This window comes from Pseudomonas sp. RGM2987 (assembly GCF_022952855.1).
Lineage (GTDB): Bacteria > Pseudomonadota > Gammaproteobacteria > Pseudomonadales > Pseudomonadaceae > Aquipseudomonas.
On the sequence record NZ_JALJDX010000153.1, the window covers coordinates 1 to 19,166 of the forward strand.

23 protein-coding genes are annotated in these 19,166 nt (G+C 62.3%); 16 read left to right on the forward strand and 7 right to left on the reverse strand.

What is annotated here, in order from left to right:
• Window positions 1–158 precede the first annotated feature (158 nt).
• Together RGM2987_RS06235 and RGM2987_RS06240 are read left to right on the forward strand one after the other, a co-directional pair.
• Window positions 159–1,286, forward strand: a complete 1,128-nt coding sequence (locus tag RGM2987_RS06235) for a saccharopine dehydrogenase NADP-binding domain-containing protein (RefSeq protein ID WP_245139241.1) — start codon at window positions 159–161, stop codon at window positions 1,284–1,286.
• Window positions 1,287–1,288: 2 nt separating this feature from the next.
• The gene (locus RGM2987_RS06240) at window positions 1,289–1,783 is read left to right on the forward strand and encodes a DUF2269 domain-containing protein (protein ID WP_245139242.1); all 495 of its coding nucleotides are present in this window, start codon (window positions 1,289–1,291) and stop codon (window positions 1,781–1,783) included.
• A 24-nt stretch (window positions 1,784–1,807) separates the two neighbouring features.
• Here RGM2987_RS06240 and RGM2987_RS06245 read toward each other — a convergent pair whose 3' ends face one another.
• Window positions 1,808–2,263: a thiol-disulfide oxidoreductase DCC family protein gene (locus RGM2987_RS06245; RefSeq protein WP_245139243.1), complete on the reverse strand. Its 456-nt coding sequence runs from the start codon at window positions 2,261–2,263 to the stop codon at window positions 1,808–1,810.
• Window positions 2,264–2,357: 94 nt separating this feature from the next.
• Here RGM2987_RS06245 and RGM2987_RS06250 point away from each other — a divergent pair, with 94 nt between their 5' ends.
• Window positions 2,358–3,257, forward strand: coding sequence for a hypothetical protein (locus RGM2987_RS06250; protein WP_245139244.1), 900 nt, complete (start codon window positions 2,358–2,360; stop codon window positions 3,255–3,257).
• A gap of 250 nt (window positions 3,258–3,507) precedes the next feature.
• On the opposite strand, the gene RGM2987_RS06255 is transcribed toward RGM2987_RS06250, so the two are convergent.
• Both RGM2987_RS06255 and RGM2987_RS06260 read right to left on the reverse strand, forming a co-directional pair.
• Entirely contained in the window at window positions 3,508–3,750 is a 243-nt protein-coding gene (locus RGM2987_RS06255; RefSeq protein ID WP_245139245.1) for a hypothetical protein, read from the reverse strand.
• A gap of 51 nt (window positions 3,751–3,801) precedes the next feature.
• A complete protein-coding gene (locus RGM2987_RS06260) occupies window positions 3,802–3,960 on the reverse strand; it encodes a hypothetical protein (protein ID WP_245139246.1) in 159 nt (52 codons plus the stop codon).
• Here RGM2987_RS06260 and RGM2987_RS06265 point away from each other — a divergent pair.
• From RGM2987_RS06265 to RGM2987_RS06280, 4 genes are all read left to right on the forward strand, one after another.
• Entirely contained in the window at window positions 3,935–4,276 is a 342-nt protein-coding gene (locus RGM2987_RS06265) for a hypothetical protein (RefSeq protein ID WP_245139247.1), read from the forward strand. The two genes, RGM2987_RS06260 and RGM2987_RS06265, sit on opposite strands and share 26 nt — an antisense overlap.
• A gap of 180 nt (window positions 4,277–4,456) precedes the next feature.
• Complete coding sequence (locus RGM2987_RS06270) at window positions 4,457–5,242, forward strand: DeoR/GlpR family DNA-binding transcription regulator (protein ID WP_245139248.1); 786 nt, start codon at window positions 4,457–4,459, stop codon at window positions 5,240–5,242.
• Between the two features lie 118 nt (window positions 5,243–5,360).
• Window positions 5,361–6,287 carry a Gfo/Idh/MocA family oxidoreductase gene (locus RGM2987_RS06275; RefSeq protein WP_245139249.1) on the forward strand — a complete coding sequence of 309 codons (927 nt, stop codon included), beginning with the start codon at window positions 5,361–5,363 and terminating at the stop codon, window positions 6,285–6,287.
• A gap of 16 nt (window positions 6,288–6,303) precedes the next feature.
• A complete protein-coding gene (locus tag RGM2987_RS06280; protein WP_245139250.1) occupies window positions 6,304–7,011 on the forward strand; it encodes a class I SAM-dependent methyltransferase in 708 nt (235 codons plus the stop codon).
• On the opposite strand, the gene RGM2987_RS06285 is transcribed toward RGM2987_RS06280, so the two are convergent.
• On the reverse strand, window positions 7,008–7,373 hold the full coding sequence (locus RGM2987_RS06285; protein WP_245139251.1) for a hypothetical protein: 366 nt from the start codon (window positions 7,371–7,373) through the stop codon (window positions 7,008–7,010). The two genes, RGM2987_RS06280 and RGM2987_RS06285, sit on opposite strands and share 4 nt — an antisense overlap.
• A gap of 25 nt (window positions 7,374–7,398) precedes the next feature.
• On the opposite strand from RGM2987_RS06285, the gene RGM2987_RS27525 reads away from it, so the two are divergent.
• Entirely contained in the window at window positions 7,399–7,530 is a 132-nt protein-coding gene (locus RGM2987_RS27525; RefSeq protein ID WP_280639847.1) for a hypothetical protein, read from the forward strand.
• 122 nt (window positions 7,531–7,652) lie between these two features.
• Here RGM2987_RS27525 and RGM2987_RS06290 read toward each other — a convergent pair whose 3' ends face one another.
• Window positions 7,653–8,897 (reverse strand): acyl-CoA dehydrogenase family protein, encoded by a 1,245-nt coding sequence (locus RGM2987_RS06290; protein ID WP_245139252.1) that lies wholly within the window; start codon window positions 8,895–8,897, stop codon window positions 7,653–7,655.
• A 388-nt stretch (window positions 8,898–9,285) separates the two neighbouring features.
• On the opposite strand from RGM2987_RS06290, the gene msuE reads away from it, so the two are divergent.
• From msuE to RGM2987_RS06330, 8 genes are all read left to right on the forward strand, one after another.
• A complete protein-coding gene (gene msuE, locus RGM2987_RS06295) occupies window positions 9,286–9,849 on the forward strand; it encodes an FMN reductase (protein ID WP_245139253.1) in 564 nt (187 codons plus the stop codon).
• 38 nt (window positions 9,850–9,887) lie between these two features.
• On the forward strand, window positions 9,888–10,985 hold the full coding sequence (sfnG, locus tag RGM2987_RS06300) for a dimethylsulfone monooxygenase SfnG (protein WP_245139254.1): 1,098 nt from the start codon (window positions 9,888–9,890) through the stop codon (window positions 10,983–10,985).
• A gap of 14 nt (window positions 10,986–10,999) precedes the next feature.
• On the forward strand, window positions 11,000–12,160 hold the full coding sequence (locus tag RGM2987_RS06305) for an AMP-binding protein (RefSeq protein WP_245139255.1): 1,161 nt from the start codon (window positions 11,000–11,002) through the stop codon (window positions 12,158–12,160).
• A gap of 12 nt (window positions 12,161–12,172) precedes the next feature.
• Window positions 12,173–12,955 (forward strand): ABC transporter ATP-binding protein, encoded by a 783-nt coding sequence (locus RGM2987_RS06310; RefSeq protein ID WP_245139256.1) that lies wholly within the window; start codon window positions 12,173–12,175, stop codon window positions 12,953–12,955.
• A gap of 67 nt (window positions 12,956–13,022) precedes the next feature.
• Complete coding sequence (locus RGM2987_RS06315) at window positions 13,023–13,904, forward strand: branched-chain amino acid ABC transporter permease (protein ID WP_245139257.1); 882 nt, start codon at window positions 13,023–13,025, stop codon at window positions 13,902–13,904.
• Between the two features lie 12 nt (window positions 13,905–13,916).
• A complete protein-coding gene (locus RGM2987_RS06320; RefSeq protein WP_245139258.1) occupies window positions 13,917–14,984 on the forward strand; it encodes a branched-chain amino acid ABC transporter permease in 1,068 nt (355 codons plus the stop codon).
• Window positions 14,985–15,044: 60 nt separating this feature from the next.
• Complete coding sequence (locus tag RGM2987_RS06325; protein ID WP_245139259.1) at window positions 15,045–16,370, forward strand: ABC transporter substrate-binding protein; 1,326 nt, start codon at window positions 15,045–15,047, stop codon at window positions 16,368–16,370.
• A gap of 57 nt (window positions 16,371–16,427) precedes the next feature.
• Window positions 16,428–17,195: an ABC transporter ATP-binding protein gene (locus RGM2987_RS06330; RefSeq protein WP_245139260.1), complete on the forward strand. Its 768-nt coding sequence runs from the start codon at window positions 16,428–16,430 to the stop codon at window positions 17,193–17,195.
• 179 nt (window positions 17,196–17,374) lie between these two features.
• On the opposite strand, the gene RGM2987_RS06335 is transcribed toward RGM2987_RS06330, so the two are convergent.
• Window positions 17,375–18,478 carry a sigma-54 dependent transcriptional regulator gene (locus RGM2987_RS06335; protein ID WP_245139261.1) on the reverse strand — a complete coding sequence of 368 codons (1,104 nt, stop codon included), beginning with the start codon at window positions 18,476–18,478 and terminating at the stop codon, window positions 17,375–17,377.
• Between the two features lie 268 nt (window positions 18,479–18,746).
• Window positions 18,747–19,049, reverse strand: a complete 303-nt coding sequence (locus RGM2987_RS06340; protein WP_245139262.1) for a hypothetical protein — start codon at window positions 19,047–19,049, stop codon at window positions 18,747–18,749.
• Window positions 19,050–19,166: the final 117 nt, after the last annotated feature.

The window sequence follows — 19,166 nt, forward strand, 5'->3', positions numbered from 1 at the left end:
GACGGGGCAACAGTCGAAATTTATATTGCCTGATACTCCGCTTTCGCGAGCAAGCCCGCTCCCACAGAGGTCTGTGTAGCTCACCTGCATCGCGGGGCGCCTGTTTTGGCAGTGGTAGAGTACTGGTCACAAAGTTGGTGGTTAAGGAAGAACTGAAAATGGCTTTCAGGGTGTTGGTAATAGGCGGCTACGGCAATTTCGGCAGCATCGTTTGCCGCCATCTGGCAGTGATGCCAGGCGTGGAGCTGGTGATCTCGGGTCGCGACCCCGGCAAGTTGCAACGCAAGGTCGATGAATTGAAAAGCCAATCCGGCACGACCTGCGAAAGTTGGTGCGGCGACGCCATGGGGCCGGGGTTCGAGTCCGCTCTGGCGTCGATGAACATCCAACTGGTCGTCCACACCGGCGGCCCGTTCCAGGGCCAGTCCTATGCCGTAGCCGAGAGTTGTATCGCCGCGGGCGTGCACTACTGCGACCTGTCGGACAGCAGGGCCTTCGTCACCGGCATTGACGCCCTCGATGCCCAGGCCAGACAGGCGGGCGTGGCGATCCTCAGCGGTTGCAGTTCGGTGCCGACGCTGTCGGCGGCGATCATCGACCAGCAGCGGCATCGCTTCCAGCGCATCGACTCGATCGAACACGGCATTACCTCATCGGCGAAGATGCCGGGCCTGTCCACCGTCGAAGGCGTCCTGGCCTACGCCGGCAAGCCGATCAAGCAACTCAAGGATGGCCGGGTGCATGAGGTCCTGGGCTGGCAGGACCTGACGCTGCGCAAAATGCCGGGCCTGGGTAGACGCGTGTTAGCCAACGTCGATGTGCCGGACCTGGACATCTTCGCCAGCCGCTACGGCGCCCATACGTTACGCTTCCAGGCCGGCGCCGGGTTGAAGCTGGGCGGCGTCGCCAACTATCTGCTGGCCCAGGCGATGCGCATCGGCTTGATTACCGATCATCTGCCTTGGGCCGCCAGGCTTCACCGCTGGGGACTCTGGTTCGAACGCTTTGGCGATGGCAAAAGCGCGATGTACATCGATGTCCACGGCATCGGCGTCGACGCCAGACCACTGTCGATGAGTGCGCAGCTCACAGCGCTGAACGACAAGGGCCCGGAAATCCCCAGCTGCGCCGCCGTGGCCCTGGCCGCGAAAATGGCCCGGGGCTACGTGCCTGAACCCGGTGCCCGGGCGTGCGTAGGCGAAATCAGCGTCGACGAATACCTGGCCGCCATCGATGATTCGCAAAACCTGAGCCTGTCCGTGCGCTTCTGCGACGAGCAGGGCTGAGCATGCTCTATCTTGGCCTGAAGTACCTGCACGTCATCGCCGCCATCTTTCTGTTCGGTTTCGGCATGGGCTCGTACCTGTACCTGATCGCCGCCAGCCGCACACGCAATCCCCAGGTGATTGCGCATGTGGCGCGGATGGTGGTCCGTTACGACACCTGGATCACCACGCCGGCCGGCTTCATCCAGATCATAACGGGCTACCTGCTGCTGAAACTGACCGGGCTCGCCCTGACCACCGCATGGGTCACGACCGCGTTGGTCATCTTCCTGTGTGTGGGTCTGCTCTGGCTGCCGGTCCTGGTGTTGCAGAAGCGTCTGCATGGGCTGGCTTCAACGGCGGTCGAAGCGGGGCAGGGACTTGATGAGCGCTACCTGCCGGTGTACCGCAAATGGTTCTGGATGGGTGTCTGCGGATTTTCCGGGATGTTCGTGATCGTGATGATCATGGTGACGAAGATGACCCCGTGGCAATGGGCCGGTCTGGTGCTGAGCTGACGAATAATCAGCCCGGCTTGTTCTTCACATCGTCGTGGCCTTGAGGAAGCGCCGTTCGTGATCAGGATGAGGCAGCAGGCAGGTGTCGTATTTGCCAAAGAGCCGATAGCGGTTCAGCGCTATGCGATCATAAGCCCAGTCTCGAAACCTGCGGGGCAGGTAGCTCAGCAGTCTCACGGGGCGCCAGCGGCGAGGCAGCAGGGCAACGACTTCGAACACTGCATCCGAACGCACCCAGAAGTGATGGTCGCGAACCACCGCCATCGTGTCGAAATGATCCAGGGGTAAACCTGCCCAGGCCAACAGCGCCTGCCCCTCGGGTGACTGTACGGCGGCCAACCGGACGCTGTGGGCGCGATCATGGCGAATCAGGAACTGTGCCCAGCCGTTGCACAGCTTGCACACGCCGTCGAACAGCACGACGGTCTCGCCTGGCTTGAGCAATGGCGCGGGTGTCGGGCGAATCTGGGAAGTTGGCATAACGTGGCTCTACAGAACGCCTGGTTATCCGGATAATACGCCGGTTCCGGCGTAAAGAACGCCTCTACCGTTTATTCAAGAGCCTGTTCGATCCATGAGCGATGACATCTACGCAAGGTACATGCGTTTCCAGACCCCCGATCCGGCCATCGGTGTGCGCGAACAGGCGCCAATGTTCCCCCAGGAACAGGCCTGGGCCCGCGAACATGCGGCCATGCACAGTTTCAGCTGGCTGGTGGTGCTGATGGCGCCGCTGTGCTTCGGCCCGATGCTGCCGCCCATCGCCTGGTTGCTTGGGGTGTTGCTCTACCAAGCGCTGTTCGCCCCTGAGCTGGACGTGGATCGCATCGTCGGTGATTCCGATGGCTGGCTGGTGGTTGCGATGTTGCTGTTCACCACGGCTTGGGCGCTGCGTAACTTCCTGCGGGACAAACACGACCCCACCAAGCGCTACTGGCAGTCGATGCCCGGACAAGGGTTGGCCGAGCTTGAGCGTCATACCCTGGTCTCGGGTTTCAACCTGTGGTCCAACGACTTCGACCCGGACTGCAACACCCTGATGCAATGGGTCGACGGTAAGCTGGTATCTGTGCAAGGCAGCGGCGTGTCGCAATGGGTCCTGGCCAGGACAGCGGCGGGGCAGTGGCTGGCGCTCAAGGAAGAATTTGCGGGCAACTTTTCCTATGCTCGGGAGGGGCAGATGCCAGCGCGGGACAAGCAGCTTCTACCTCGCGAAGAACTGGCGATTGCCTTTGCCCCCGGCACTCATCTTTCACTGGGCCGACGGTTCGACGGGCCGCTGATTCCCGTGGAGGACACGGGATATTGGCTGTCCGCCGAAGAACTCAGGCGCCTGGTCGAGGTTGCTCATCATTGGATGTTTTACCCGCCGGACCGTTATGCGCTGGTCAATGAGCAGGATGCCGAGTGGGTAGGGAGATTGGTGCAAAGAGCCCAGGCCGCCTCGCGAGCAGGCTCGCTCCCACAGTTTTGATCGCGGCGTTCCCATACCCGTGTTCGCCACAAAACCCCTGTGGGAGCGAGCCTGCTCGCGAGGCGGCGGTACATTCAACACTTCGGCAAGCTGACCCACCGCTTTCGCGAGCAAGCCCGCTCCCACAAGGGTCCAGTCCTGGCCACATTTCTTTGTCCACCACAGATCCCCCTGTGGGAGCGGGCTTGCCCGCGAAAGCGGTGGTTCAGCTTGCATCAATGTTAAAAGTGCCGCTGAGCTGCGAAGCAACCTACTCACCGAGCCAGGTATTGACCACCCGCCGATCCAACTCCTCCCACTCCGCCATGCCCAACACCCGCGTGGTATTCAGCCCCCGCAGATACCCGCGCAACTGATTGGCGGTGGCGCGCTTGAGTTCCAGGTCAGGCGCCTCTTTTGCCAGGAGCACGGCCTCGTACTGAACCAGATAATCGGCCACCCGCTCCCGGAAATCGGACAGGACTGCATCGCGGATCAGGTCAAACGTTCTCATGGCAAGCCTCTTGTCCTTATGGGTATTCGCCTCGACGGCGTTCAACTATTGCTAGAAGTAATAGTCACCATCACGAAACGCAAGTTCTGCTTTGTCGCGATTGAAGGGAAAATCGCCTCCATTGAACAAGCCGCTCCAATCCCTCGCCGGACGAGCCAAGCCTTTTATTTCCAGGATGACGCCGATGCGCGCTTTATTTTTGCTGTCCATGGCCTGTGCCTCGTTGTGGCTTGCCGGTTGTGCCTCCGTACCGAACGACCCGACCCTGACCCTGCAAACCAGCAAGACGCCCGCCGAATACGCGGAGTGCGTGGTGCCGAAACTGCAGGGCAGTGCCTTGAACCCGACCGTTTCCCAGAACCAGCGCAGCTATCGGATCGTGGTGCCCAGCAAGGTCTCGGCCGACAACGTGCTGGAAGCCTACAAGGCCGGCAGCGGTGGCAAGGTGTTCATCTACGAGCGCCACCTGCTGGCCTCGAACCTGCTGCCATCGAGTTTCGAGCGTGCCGCACAGGACTGCATCTGACCGGCCCGTAACCGTTTTCCCCGTGCTCCTTTGGTTGGCCGCAACCAACCAATTCCCTTGCCCCGCACCGTATTCGGTCGCGGGGCTTTTTTTTGCCAAGGGAATTTGACGCTCCATTGTGGAAACGGCATATTTGCTCGATTGTGAGCATTGATGCTCGTTTATGCAGGTTTATAGTGTATGACTTCAGCCCACGAAGCGTTTCCCGGTGAACGCCAGCAACTGATCAGCGAACGTCTTGCCCGGTATGGCCGGGTGATTGCCGCTGACCTTGCCAGCGAATTCAACGTGTCTGAGCACTCGATCCGTCGCGACCTCGGCGCTTTGGCGGCGGCGGGGGTGTGCAAGCGTGTCTACGGTGGTGCGATCCTGTTGCCGGCGGCCGAGAGGCCGATAGATGTTCGGGTACGCCAGGACCCGGTTCGCAAGAGCAGCCTCGGGCAAGCGGCTGCTTCGTTGCTACGAGCGGGTCAGCGGGTGTTCATCGACGCCGGCTCGACCAACCTGGCGATTGCCTGCGCCGTCGATCCGCAACTGACCTTGACCCTCATCACCAATTCGCCATTGATTGCGGTGGAGTTGATGAAGCTTCCGGCTGCCGAGGTGATTTTATTGGGCGGACGCCTGAACTCGACCTCCGGGGGGGTGATCGGGCTGACGGCGGTTCAGCAGTTGCGCCAGTTCAATGTCGACCTGTGCTTTCTCGGCACCTGCGCCATCGACCCGGATAACGGTGTCACCGCTTTTGGCCTGGATGACGCCGAGTTCAAACGCGCGGTGGTCGCGGCAAGCGGGCAGGTGGTAGCGGCCGTGACCAATGAAAAGCTGTCCAGCGTGGCTCACTATCAAGTCGCTTCGTGTGAAGAAGTCACCACCCTGGTGGTGGAACACGACGCACCACGGGAACGCCTGGAACCGTTCTTCGGCAGGCTTGCCAACGTTGTGACGGCGCCCCGGCCGGCTTGAGGGCAGGGGGCGGGCCTGACAATAATCCAGCAGATGTCTGACAACCCCATTGTCCGCCGGCCGATTTCCGTCTAGTTTGCTGCCCCATCATAAGTACAAAAGCAATCAGGAGTCAGTGATGCAACCGATTCGTCTCGCTCTGGTGGGCTACGGCAAGATCGCTCAGGATCAACATGTTCCCGCTATCCAGGCCAACCCGGCATTCCAATTGGTGGCGGTGGCTACCCAAGGCCAGCCTTGCGCCGGGGTGGAGAACTTCAAATCCCTGGGCGAACTGCTGGAAAACGGCCCACAGGTCGATGCGATAGCCTTTTGCACACCGCCCCAGGGCCGATACGCATTGGTGCAGCAGGCACTGGCCGCCGGCAAACACGTGCTGGTGGAAAAACCGCCGTGCGCCACTCTGGGTGAGGCGCAGGCCCTGGTCGATCAAGTGCGTGAGCAGGGCGTCAGCGGCCTGTTCGCCTGGCATTCGCGTTACGCCCCAGGGATCGAGGCCGCCCGCGATTGGCTGGCGGGCCGCGCCTTGCAAGGCGTGAAGATCGAATGGAAAGAAGATGTACGCAAGTGGCATCCCGGCCAGGCGTGGATCTGGCAACCCGGCGGCCTGGGGGTGTTCGATCCTGGCATCAATGCCTTGTCGATTGTCACTCACCTGCTGGCGCTGCCGCTGTTTGTCGAGGCCGCTGAATTGCGCGTGCCCAGCAACTGCCAGTCGCCGATTGCCGCCAGCATCAAGATGTCTGACGCCCATCGCCTCGACGTTCGCGCGGAGTTCGATTTCGACCACGGTCATGATGAACTGTGGAGCATCGAGATTCGCTGCACTGAAGGCACCTTGCGCCTGGATAACGGTGGCGCGCTGCTGCGTATCGACGGCGTGCGCCAGGAGGTGTCGCATGAAGGCGAATATGCCGCGGTGTACCGCCACTTCCAGCAGCTGATTGCCGACAAGGCCAGCGACCTGGACCTGCAACCGTTGCGGTTGGTCGCGGACAGTTTCTTTGTCGGCAGCCGGACGCTGGTCGAGCCGTTTTACGATTGAGTGATAGGTACCGCTGTTGAACGATCAGACATTGTCCCTACGCCTGGAGCGCGTGGCGGCGCACATGCCGGCGGCGGCGCGATTGGCCGATATCGGCTCGGATCACGCCTACCTGCCGGTGGCGCTGCTGCGTCGTGGCGCCATCGCTTGGGCGGTGGCCGGTGAGGTGGCCTTGACGCCGTTCCATGCCGCCGAGCGCACCGTGCGCGAGAGCGGCCTGGGCCAGCAGATCAACGTGCGCCTGGCCAATGGCCTGGAGGCCATCGAGCCGGGCGACCGGATCACCGCCATCAGCCTTTGCGGCATGGGCGGCGAGACGATCCGTGACATCCTCGACAGTGGCAAGGCGCGCTTGAGCGGCGAGGAGCGCCTGATCCTGCAACCCAACGGCGGCGAACAACCGTTGCGCCATTGGCTGATGAACAACGGCTACCGCATCCTCGACGAGGAAGTACTGCGGGAAAACCGCTTCTACTACGAGATCATCGTCGCCGAGCGCGCCGGGCCGGTGGCGTACAGTGCCCGGGAACTGTACTTCGGCCCTTTGCAAATGCAGGCACGTAGCCCAACGTTCCTGAGCAAATGGCAACGCCTGCTGCGCCAGAAGCAGAAGACCCTGTCCAGTTTCGCTCGGGCACGACAGGCAGTGCCCGAGGAGAAACTCCAGGAAGTCGCCCGGCAGGCGCGATGGATCACCGAGTTATTGGGGCAGGGCCCGCTTTAGCGTCCCGCCATCGGGTAGTGTTCGATACGACACGGATGCTCGTTTCCATCCCCTTTACAAATCCCATCCAGATACCGGTAGTGGATCTGCACTGTCTGGCCTTTGCCGGGCCATTGCCGGCGCGGGAGGGTGTTCTGGTAGTCGGTGGTTTCCGGAGTGAAGGTGATCGTCGAGCCTTGCTGCGGACATTGGGTGGTGGGGGATGTCGGCGTGATCTTGAGGATCCGCCCCTGCAACTGTGGATACGGTTGTTTCAGGACGTCGACGATCTGCACGTCCAACCGGCATATCTGCCAGCTCGCGGCGTGTACGGGGACGCACAGTACGGTGAACATCAGGATAAGCGCTGCGTGAGTTTTCATTGCCGGGTGCCCAGGTCCATGGAGCATGCAGCCTATCAAGGCACTGGCGCCTCGAACACCCGGTGTCGTGCCTGGCGTCGAACGGTTGAGGTGGGCGGTGCTGACCATGCATTACCCTCAACTCGCCGAGCTGCCCCTGACGCAAGCCAACGCCTGACCGCCCTTGTGGCGAGGGAACTTGCTCCCGCTGGGCTGCGCAGCAGACCCAAAAAACGGGGCCGCTGCGCGCTGGAGCGCCAGCCCGGCCCAGCGGGAGCAAGCTCCCTCGCCACGGGGGCTTCAGCTTTGTTTCGATCCCCCACCGATCTGCCACACATACGGCGGCTCGGTGCCATTGATTTCCCAGTCGCCAATGATCCGCTCCTTGTAAATCAATGGATTGTGGGAAGCCGCGGTGCGGGCGTTGCGCCAGTGGCGATCGAGGGTCTTGCTGGTGCTGGTGGCCGAGGCACCGAGGGCGTTGAACAGGTCGCTGGTGGCACGCAGTACCAGGTCGCTGATGACCACCTGGGCCTGGGCCGATGCAAGTTCCGCGGCGATGTTGGCGGTGTGTTCGGTCTCGGCATTGCGGCTGAAACGGCTTTCATAGGCACGTTGCGAGGCGCTGGCGGCGCGCAGCGTGGTGGCCTCGGCCGCGTAGACCTGGGCCGAGGCCCGGCCGATCACTTGTTGCACCTGTACGTCCTGGCTGACTTCGCTGGCGTTGCCGGTGCTGAAGACTCGGGTACGCTTGCGCACCTGCTCGGTGAAGTCGTGGACCGCAGCGCGACCGGCGCCGGTCAGCACGGCCAGCAGCACCAGCTGGTAGAACGCGGTCTGGTATTTGAAGCGCGTGGAAAAGTCGATGAGGTTCTCGGCCTCGACCACTGCGTTTTCGAACACCGAGGTGCCGCTGCCGGTGGTGCGCTGTCCGAACCCATCCCAGTCATCGCTGAGCTTGACCCCGGACTGATGCACGTTGACTGCGGCAATTACGTCGACGCCGTTGTCGTCACGTTGGGCATACAGGTCGATCCAGTCGGCGAAGATACTGCCGGTGCTGTAGTACTTGGTGCCGTTGACCACCCATTGATCGCCTTGGCGGGACACCCGGGTCCCGACATCGCCAATTTTCACCGCGCCGATTTCAGTCCAGGCATTGCCCGCCAGTTCACCGGCGACGAAGCGCTGGAACCAGACGTCCTGTGGGCTGGTGGCGTGGGCATTGAGACGATCTTCGACGAAAGCGAAGTGCCCGCGCAGGGCCTGGGGCAGGTTGGAGTCGGCTTCGGCCAGTTCGATCAGCAGTTGCAAGAGCTGCGTCAGTGACGCTCCGGCGCCGCCGTATTCCACCGGTACGCGCACGGCGCCAAAGCCCGCTTCCTTTAGCCATTTGACCTGTTCGAAGGGCAGGCTGCGGGTTTGCTCGCGCTCCTGGGCGCCGGCCTGGATGCGGGCGAAGATCGGTCGGAATCGTTCGGCCAAGGCCTCGTAGTCTGTCCCGGTGGACGGGATCGGCGGCAGATGTTGTTGCTGTGCGGTCATGGCGATGTTCCTTCTGATGATGACTTCTTCTGATCAAGAGATGGGCAGTGTTGAAGCTGCCGGTGCCAAGGGGCATTGCACAGTCCATGCCCGACCTGTAACGCCTGTAGATCCGGGGCTTGCAGGGCGTAGGCCGGCGAAGAACCTGTCGTCCTACGGGCAATGTGTTGCACCGCTGTTTGCCGGGCAACAGCAGCCGCCCGGATCACCGAAACGCCCGCTGTTGGCCACGCAACAGTGCCCCAACAGCTTGTCTGGCTGGCGACAATGAAAAAAATCGAGGTTATTCAATAACCCATTGATATTTAATGAAATATCTACATGGCACGGTTGCTGCTCTACACCCTTTGCGGACGCTGAAGTGGCGTCTACCGACAGGGGGCAGACGATGAGCAAGCAATTCAAAGTGGTGGCGGTGTCAGGCAGCGTGCAGCAACCGTCGCGCACCCTGGTCCTGCTCAAGGCGCTGGTAGAAAGGCTCGAGCAGCAGTTGCCAATCGAGGTGCGCCTGATCGAGTTGGCCGAGGTCGGACCCCAATTCGCCGGGGTGTTGCGTCGTGAGGCGTTGCCCGAGGCTGTGCAGGAACACCTGCAAGCGATTGAAGACGCCGATCTGCTGATTGCCGCCAGCCCAGTCTATCGGGCGTCGTACACCGGCCTGTTCAAGCACCTGTTCGACTTCGTTCATCACGAAGCCCTGAAGAACGTGCCGGTGCTGTTGGCCGCGACGGGAGGCTCCGATCGCCATGCGCTGATCATCGATCACCAGTTGCGGCCACTGTTCGGGTTCTTCCAGGCCCTCAGCCTGCCGGTCGGGGTCTATGCCTCGGAAACCGACTTCACCCATTACCGAATCTCCAGCCCGTTGGTGCTGGAGCGCATCGAGCGCGCTGTCGAATCGGCGTTGCTGAGCCTGGTGCCGGATGCCCGGCGCAACGCCAGCGCTGCCTGATCAATCGCTTTCTTTCAATGAGCCGTGGAGTACATGCAATGAGCCAGGACACAATCAAGTTTGCCTACTGGGTGCCCAACGTCAGCGGTGGGCTGGTGGTCAGCAAGATCGAGCAACGCACCGACTGGGGCATCGACTACAACCGCAAGCTGGCCCAGATCGCTGAAGAGGCCGGCTTCGATTACGCCCTGTCCCAGGTGCGCTTCACCGCCGGTTATGGTGCGGAATACCAGCATGAGTCGGTGGCTTTCAGTCACGCCTTGCTGGCCGCCACCACCCGCCTGAAGGTGATCGCAGCGGTGCTGCCAGGACCGTGGACGCCTTCGGTGCTGGCCAAGCAGATCGCGACCATCGACCAGTTGACGGGCGGACGCGTCGCGGTAAACATCGTGTCCGGCTGGTTCAAGGGCGAGTTCACCGCGATTGGCGAACCCTGGCTGGAACACGATGAACGCTATCGCCGTTCCGAAGAATTCATCACCGCCCTCAAGGGTATCTGGACCACCGACAACTTCACCTTCCGTGGCGACTTCTACCGCTTTCACGACTACACCCTCAAGCCAAAACCCTTGCAGCAGCACCCGGAAATCTTCCAGGGCGGCAGTTCGCGTGCCGCCCGTGACATGGCGGCCCGGGTGTCCGACTGGTATTTCACCAATGGCAACACCGTGGAAGGCGTCAAGGCCCAGATCGATGACATCCAGGCGAAAGCCGCGGCCAACCAGCACAAGGTCAAGGTCGGGCTGAACGCCTTTGTCATTGCCCGCGATACCGAGGAAGAGGCCCGGGCCGTGCTCGCGCAGATCATCGACCAGGCCGATCCCGAAGCGGTGAATGCCTTCGGCGATGCGGCAAAGCAGGCCGGCAAATCCAGCCCGGAAGGCGAGGGCAACTGGGCCAAGTCCAGCTTCGAGGACCTGGTGCAGTACAACGATGGCTTCAAGACCAACCTGATCGGCACGCCGCAGCAGATCGCCGAGCGGATCGTCGCGCTCAAGGCGGTTGGCGTCGATCTGATACTCGCAGGGTTCCTGCACTTCCAGGAGGAAGTCGAGTACTTCGGCCGCAAGGTCCTGCCGCTGGTGCGTGAGCTGGAGCAGCGCAAAGCAGCGGCGAAAACGGCGGCGGTCGCCTAGTCGCGGGAGGCAGTATGGGCTCGTTCAACGACACACCCGGCGCGGCGCCGGTCAGCTTGCCCCAGTGGCTGCGGCATCAGGCTCAGTGGCATGGGGCGGACGTCGCGTTGCGCCATAAGCACCTGGGCATCTGGCAAGTGCAGACCTGGGCGCAGGTGGCCGATGAGGTCAGCCGTCTGGCGGCAGGTTTGCAGGCCCACGGCTTTGCGGCGGGCGCGACCCTGACGATCCTCAGCCGGCCCAGGCCCCAGGCGTTGCTGGCGGCATTGGCGGCGCAATGGTTGGGTGGCGTGGCGAGCCTGTTCGACCCACTACAGCCTGGCGCTGAACAGCTGCCACTGCTGGCCGCGTTGCAGCCAGACTTTGTCCTGGTCGAAGGGTTGGAAGAGCTCCAGCGCCTGCACGCGGCGCAGCTCGCGCCCGGCGTACTGATCTATCTCGACCGGCGTGGCTTGTCGGCTTCAGGGCCATTCGTCGACGCGCTGGACTACGCCGCGCTGCTCGCCCATCGCCCGGCGGATGAGCCGGCGTTGCTAGGGCAAGCGCAGCACACGGCATTCGTTTTTTATCGCGAGGAGGCCCAGGCCATCGAGGAGCAACGGCTCAGCCACGCCGAGCTGTTGCGCGAGGGTCAGCATCTGGTGGAGCGCGAAGCACTGGGACGGCAGGAAGAAGCGCTGGCCGCCCGGGCTTTTGCCTCGGCAGGCCAGGCCCGCTATCTGCTGGCGCCTTGGCTGATCGCCGGGTTTCGCCTGAATTTTCCGGAAAACCTTGCCACCCGTGATCGTGACCGGCGGGAGCTGGGCCCGACCCTGGTGGCCGGAACGCGTGAAACCTATACGCGTTTGCATGGCTATGCGCTGGAGCGCTTGCCCCTGCCGGGCAGTTGGACACGCAGGCTGGTGGACTGGGCGTTGGCAGCGCCTTCGGGTCCGTTGCAACGATACCTGGGGCACTGGCTGGTCCGGCGGCCTTTGCGCGATGTACTGGGGTTCTCTCGGACCCGGGCGCCGCTGTTGGTAGGCGATGCCTTGTCGCCCGAGACCCAGGCGTTCTTCGACAACCTGGGCATCAGGGTTCGCCATTGGAGCGATTCAGCCCAATGGGAAACGCCGGCGCACTCGGTGAGAAACATCCCCGATGACTGGGCCGAGCACCAGCCGCAACTGGCCTGAGAGGAAGCCCCCATGACCCGCACGGCCACTACGCATCTGCTGGAACTGGAGAATATTTCGCTGTCATTCAAAGGCGTCAAGGCGGTCACCGACATCAGCTTTCGCGTCGCCAGTGGCGAGATCTGTGCGCTGATCGGCCCCAACGGTGCCGGCAAGAGTTCGCTGCTCAATGTCATCAGCGGCGTGTACCAGGCCCAGGAAGGGCGCATCCGCTTTGATCGGCAAGAGCGGCGTCGGCAGCGCGCCCACGACGCCGCGGTGCAGGGCATCGCCCGGACGTTTCAGAATATCGCCTTGTTCAAGGGCATGAGCGTGCTCGACAACGTGCTCACCGGCCGCAACCTCAAGCGCCGCAGCACCTGGATCGAGCAGGCCCTGGGTGTCGGCCGGGCCCGGGCCGAGGATGACCGCCAGCGCGAAGCGGCCGAGCGGGTGATCGAGTTTTTGCACCTGCAACCGTGGCGGGACGTGCCGGTGGGCAAGCTGCCCTACGGTTTGCAGAAACGCGTGGAGCTGGCCCGCGCCCTGGCAGCCGAGCCTCGGCTGTTGCTGCTGGACGAACCCATGGCCGGCATGAATGCCGAGGAGAAGCAGCAGATGAGCCGCTTCATCGTCGACATCAACCGTGAGCTGGGGACCACGGTGGTGTTGATCGAACACGACATCGGCGTCGTCATGGGCATCAGCGACCACGTGGTGGTGCTCGACTACGGTCGCAAGATCGGCGATGGATCGCCCGAAGCAGTACGGCAAGACCCTGAGGTCATTTCGGCGTACCTCGGCACTCGCCACTGATACCCATTATTCGCGGCTTTCCCATCGGGAAGGGCAGGCGAGTTGCGTCCGCAGAACAGGAACAGGTATGGAATTTTTCTTTGAAGTGTTGATAGGCGGACTGTTGGCCGGGGTGATGTACGCCCTGGTCGCCATTGGTTTTGTGCTGATCTACAAGGCTTCGGGCGTGTTCAATTTCGCCCAGGGCGCGATGGTGCTGTTTTCGGCGCTGACCTTCGTCAGCCTGCTGGAACGCGGCGTGCCGTTCTGGCTGGCGTTCGTCATCAGCCTGGCCGCCATGGCCTTGATGGCGGTGCTGGTGGAACGGGTGGTGCTGCGCCCCTTGGTCAACCGCTCGCCGATCACGCTGTTCATGGCGACCCTCGGGCTTTCCTACGTCATCGAAGGTTTTGCCCAGGCGCTGTGGGGCGCCCAGGTGCATGGCCTGGAGCTGGGCATCAGTGACGAACCGCTGGAGTTGGGCGGGATGCTGCTGTCGCAGTTCGACATTTTTGCCGCGCTGACCGCGGCGTCCCTGGTGCTGCTGTTGTCCTGGCTGTTCAACAAGACGCGCTTGGGTCTGGCCTTGCGCGCGGTGGCCGACGACCCATTGGCGGCGTTGGCGGTGGGCATTCGTTTGCAGCGGGTGTGGGTGGTGGTCTGGACGGTGGCGGGTTTCGTCGGCCTGGTGGCGGGCCTGCTCTGGGGCGCGCGGCTGGGCGTGCAGTTTTCGCTGTCGCTGGTGGTGCTCAAGGCCTTGCCGGTGCTGATCATCGGCGGCTTTACCTCGATCAGCGGGGCGATTGTCGGCGGCTTGATCATCGGCGCCTCGGAGAAGCTGGCGGAAGTTTACCTCGGCCCCTTCATCGGCAGCGGTATCGAGAACTGGTTTCCCTATGTGCTGGCGCTGCTGTTTTTGCTGGTGCGTCCGGCGGGGTTGTTTGGCGAACGAGCCATCGAGCGAGTCTAGGGGAGCAGCGCTATGTTTTATCGAGAAACAGGTCAGTTCAGCACCCACTATGCCCAGGATCGTCGGGTATTTGCCCTGCGCCAGGATCGCCATGGGCTCGCGGCTTTGCTGCTGGTGGCCTTCGTCGTGGTGCCCTGGCTGGGCAACGATTATTGGTTCAGTGCGATTCTGATTCCGTTTTTGGTGCTGTCCCTGGCCGGGCTGGGGCTCAACTTGCTGACCGGCTATGCCGGGCAACTGTCACTGGGCTCCGCGGCGTTCATGGCGGTGGGGGCCTTTGCTACTTACAACTTCGAGGTGCGGGTTCCGGGCTTGCCGTTGCTGCTGAGCATTGCGCTGGGCGGGTTTTCGGCCGCCTTGGTGGCGGTGCTGTTCGGCCTGCCGAGCCTGCGGATCAAGGGTTTCTATCTGCTTGTCTCGACCCTCGCGGCGCAGTTCTTCGTGACCTGGGCACTGACCCGCTTCAGTTGGTTTTCCAACCACAGCGCCTCGGGCGTCATCAGTGCACCGCCCCTGGAGGTATTGGGCGTGAACCTGGATGCGCCGGCCGGGCGCTATCTATTGACCCTGACAATCGTGGTGGCGCTGTTCTGGCTGGGCAAGAACCTGGTGCGCAGCGAGTTGGGGCGCAACTGGATGGCGGTGCGCGACATGGACACCGCCGCTGCGGTGATCGGCATCGAGCTGGCGAAAACCAAGCTGCTGGCATTTGCCATCAGCGGGTTCTTCCTCGGCGTGGCCGGGGCGCTCTGGGCCTTCGCTTACCTGGGCACCGTGGAGCCCCACGGCTTCGATCTCAATCGGTCTTTCCAGATCCTGTTCATCATCATTATCGGCGGGCTCGGCAGCCTGCTGGGCAACTTCCTCGGCGCGGCATTCATCGTCCTGTTCCCTGTGCTGCTCTCCAACCTGGTGGCGCTGCTGCCGGGCGCACTGGTGGATGCCGGCCAGGTGGAGAACCTGCAAAAAATGATCTTCGGCGCGCTGATCATCCTGTTCCTGATCAAGGAACCGGAGGGCCTGGCGCGCCTGTGGCAGCGTTTTCGCCAGCGCGCACGGCTGTGGCCGTTGCGCTACTGACGACGAGTTTGTCGTTCCATTGCGTTGACTTATCACTGGCTTCATCACAAGGAAAATCCGATGCACAAACGATCTCTCGCCAGCCGCCTGGCGTTGGCCCTGAGCCTCACCGTCGCGGCCGTCACGGCCCAAGCGGACAATGAACAGTACTTCCCGCTGCAAAGCTATCGCGTCGGTCCTTATGCCGCCGGCGGGACTGGGTTTTTCGGTGGGTTCATCGACTACCTCAAGTACGTCAACGCCAACGGCGGCGTGAACGGCGTCAAGTTGACCTGGAGCGAATGCGAAACCGAGTACGTGGTGGAGAAGGGCGTCGAGTGCTACGAACGCCTGAAGAAAGGCTTGAATGGCGCGCCAGCGGCGGCCACCAACCCGCTGTCGGTGGGCATTGCCTACGCGACGCTGGAGCGTTCGACGGCCGACAAGCTGCCGCTGATCACCATCAACCACGGGCGTACCGATTCCACTGATGGCAGCGTGTTCCCCTACGTTTTCCCGTTGCAGTTGAACCCCTATTCCGAAGTGTCGGCGATCATCAATTACATCGGCCAGCGCGCCGGAGGGCTGGAGAAACTCAAGGGCCTGAAGATCGTCACCCTGTACCATGGCTCGCCCTACGGCAAGGAAACCAACGAGGTCTTGCAGACCCTGGCCGACAAGTACGGTTTCAGCTTGACCTTGCTGGAGGTGCCGCATCCGGGCAACGAGCAACAATCGCAGTGGCTGAACATCCGTCGCGAGAAGCCCGATTGGGTGATCTTGCGCGGTTGGGGCGTGATGAATCCGGTGGCGTTGAAAACCGCGCAGAAGGTCGGCTTCCCGGCCGACCACATCATCGGCAATATCTGGAGCAACTCTGAGGACGACGCTGCGCCGGCGGGCGCTGCGGCCAAGGGTTTCATCGCGATTACCACACACCCGTCGGGCACCGACTTCCCGGTGTTGCAGGGCATCAAGCAGAAAGTGGTCGACGCCGGCCAGGGCGACCTTGCCGATCCCAAGCGTTTCGGCACGGTGTATTACAACCTCGGCGTGGTCAACGGCATCCTCAACGTCGAAGCGCTGCGCATTGCCCAGCAGAAATTCGGTAAGCAGCCGTTGACCGGCGAGCAGGTGCGTTGGGGCTTCGAGAACCTCAAGCTCGATGACGCCCGGCTCAAGGAACTGGGGGCATTGGGCCTGGTGCAGCCGTTGCAGTTGTCGTGCTCGGACCATGAAGGCGGTGGCGCGGTGCGTTTCCAACAATGGGACGGCAGCCAGTGGAAACTGATCAGCGACTGGGTCCAGGCTGACCGGGCGCTGCTGCGGCCGATCATCGAGGCGTCTTCGCATCAGTACGCGCGGGAAAAGGGCATTACCCCGCGTGATTGCAGCAAGCAATCCTGAGGCGTTGCGGTGACCGGGGCACTTGCCTGCGGTCGCTGCCGGAAAAGGCGAAACAGCATGGCGACGAACGTGCCGATCCTGCAGATCGACGACATTGAAGTGCTCTACGAACAAGCGATCCTGGCGGTACGCAGTGTCTCGCTGAAGGTGGATAAGGGCCAGGTGGTGGTGCTATTGGGCGCCAACGGCGCCGGCAAGAGCACCACGCTGAAGGCCGCCTCCAATCTGGTGCGCGCCGAGCGAGGCGAGGTAGTGCGGGGAAGGATTTTCTACCAGGGGCGGGAGATCACCCGTAGCGCGCCGCATACCTTGGCTGCGGACGGTCTGGTGCAGGTGCTGGAAGGCCGGCATTGCTTCAGCCAGCTGACCGTGGAGGAAAACCTGTTGGCCGGGGCCCTGGCGCGGCAGGTGCCACGGCGCCAGTTGCTGGCTGATCTGGAGCGGGTCTACAGTCACTTCCCGCGCCTGAAGCTGCGGCGCAAAAGCCTGGCGGGCTATACCTCTGGCGGCGAGCAACAGATGGTCGCTATCGGCCGGGCGCTGATGGCCGCGCCGCAACTGGTCCTGCTGGACGAGCCCTCGATGGGGCTGGCGCCGCAGATCGTCGAGGAAATCTTCGAGATCGTTCGCCAGCTCAACCAGCAGGAAGGTGTGAGCTTCCTGATTGCCGAACAGAACATCAATGTTGCCTTGCGCTATGCGCACCATGGTTATGTGTTGGAGAGTGGGCGGGTGGTCAGTGAAGGGAGCGCCGAGCAACTGGCGGTGCGTGGGGATTTGCAGGATTTTTACCTGGGGGCGCAGCGCGTTGCGGGAGGTGGTTAAACCCGTGGCGAGGGAGCTTGCTCCCGCTGGGGGGCGCAGCAGCCCCCCAGCGGTCTCCGCGGTGTGTCAGGCTGATTCGGTCAGCTTCGTTGGGGGCGCTTCGCCCGAGGCGTCGGACCGTCCCAGCGGGAGCAAGCTCCCTCGCCACAGGTTCTCCCCTCGCCACAGGTTTGTGCCACTCAGGTCGACAGGTTGATCACCCGGCCATCCCGTGTGTCCAACGCAGGTCGGCGTTTGTTGACCACCAGCTCACCGATCTTGATCAGCAACGTGCGGGTGACATTGCGGCTCAGGCCCAGCAGGCTGGCGGTGTGGACCTGGTTGCAGTTGGCGTAGCGGTAAGTGGTGCGCAGCAATTGCGCTTCGACCTTTTCAAAAAGATCGCCGTCTTCCTGTTCGAGCAGTTTTTCGAAGGCTTTTTGCAACAGCGCCTCGGCCGTTTGCGGCGTGCATTGCTGCGGGGTTTCCTGGCGCTCGATGCGAAAGTTGGACAGGTGCAGGTCTTGCACGCCGATGACGCTGTTTCGGCAGATCAACAGGGTGTGATGGATCACGTTTTCCAGCTCACGAATGTTCCCCGGCCAGGAATAGTCCAGCAGCTTGCGTTGGGCCTGGGCATCCAGCGTCACATCACGGTGACCCAGCCGCCGGCTGTATTCGGCAATGAAGTGGCGGATCAGCGGCAGGATATCGCCGGGGCGTTCGCGCAGCGGCTTGAGCACCAGGCTGACCACATTCAGGCGGTAGTAGAGGTCCTCGCGAAAGTGCCCGGCATTGATGGCTTTTTCCAGCTGCACGTTGGTGGCTGCGAGCACTCGTACGTTAATCTTGATACTTTTGCGCGAGCCCAGTCGGACCACTTCGCGCTCCTGGAGCACCCGCAGCAGCTTGACCTGGATCGGCAACGGCAGGTCGCCGATCTCGTCCAGGAACAGCGTGCCGCCGTCGGCCTCCTCGAACCAGCCGGCCTTGGCCGTCAGCGCGCCGGTGAAGGCGCCTTTCTCGTGCCCGAAAAGTTCGGCCTCCACCAGCGTCTCGGAAAACGCCCCGCAGTTGACCGCAATGAATGGTTTGTCGCGGCGATCGCTGAGGTTGTGCACGTGCCGGGCCACCAGTTCCTTGCCGGTCCCGGTCTGGCCGATGATCAGGACACTGGCGTCGCTGGGCGCCACTTGTTGCAAATGAGCCAGCAGGGCGCGGGAGGTTGGGTCTTCAAAAACCTGGGCGGTGGCACGGATGGACGTGGCCAGGCCGGGTGAGGGAGGAAGTGTCAGGAGCTGCATGACGGTGGCCCGTTTTATGTGATGGAGTGACTGATGGTTGGGTAAGGGTCGACGCTCCTTGTTGACGATCACCCTGCTAGCCTTTGGGCTTAAGACTTAATCTAAATGATCTAAAAAAATTAGAATAAATAACTTTTAGTTATTTTCTTAAGGCAATAGTGTGCCGCTGAACCCGTTGTGATCAGTGTGCTGAGAGTGGGCCTGGTTGGGGCCGCTTCGCCCGAAACGTCGGACCGACCCAGCGGGAGCGAGCTCCCTCGCCACAGGGTCAGGCGGTGAACAGGGCTGTGCGGCTGACGCGGTATCGGATATGGCGGTCGAAGTGGTCTTCGGGATTTTCGTAGCTGTCGAGCACGTGCAGGAACCCGGCCTGCTCAAGGACAGTCAGGTCGTCGAGGGACCAACCGAAGGGAAAGTCACTGGAGATGTCTTGCCCTTGGCATTCAACCCAGTGATAGACCCCAAATGGGAGGTAGCCCAGCCACTCTGATTGATAGTCGATGGTGTCGCATTGGCCCGCCGTCACGGCCGCTTCGATCCTGGCTCTGATGATGCTTTGGCATTCGTTCATGGTTATTCGTTTGTCTGCCGACGGGGCCTGGAATGCTGGGTTGATGGAGTGGCGCTGGCAGAGTGTGCTTGAGGAAGATGCCGTGGACAACACCGCCAGATCTGGAGGCGCAAGGCG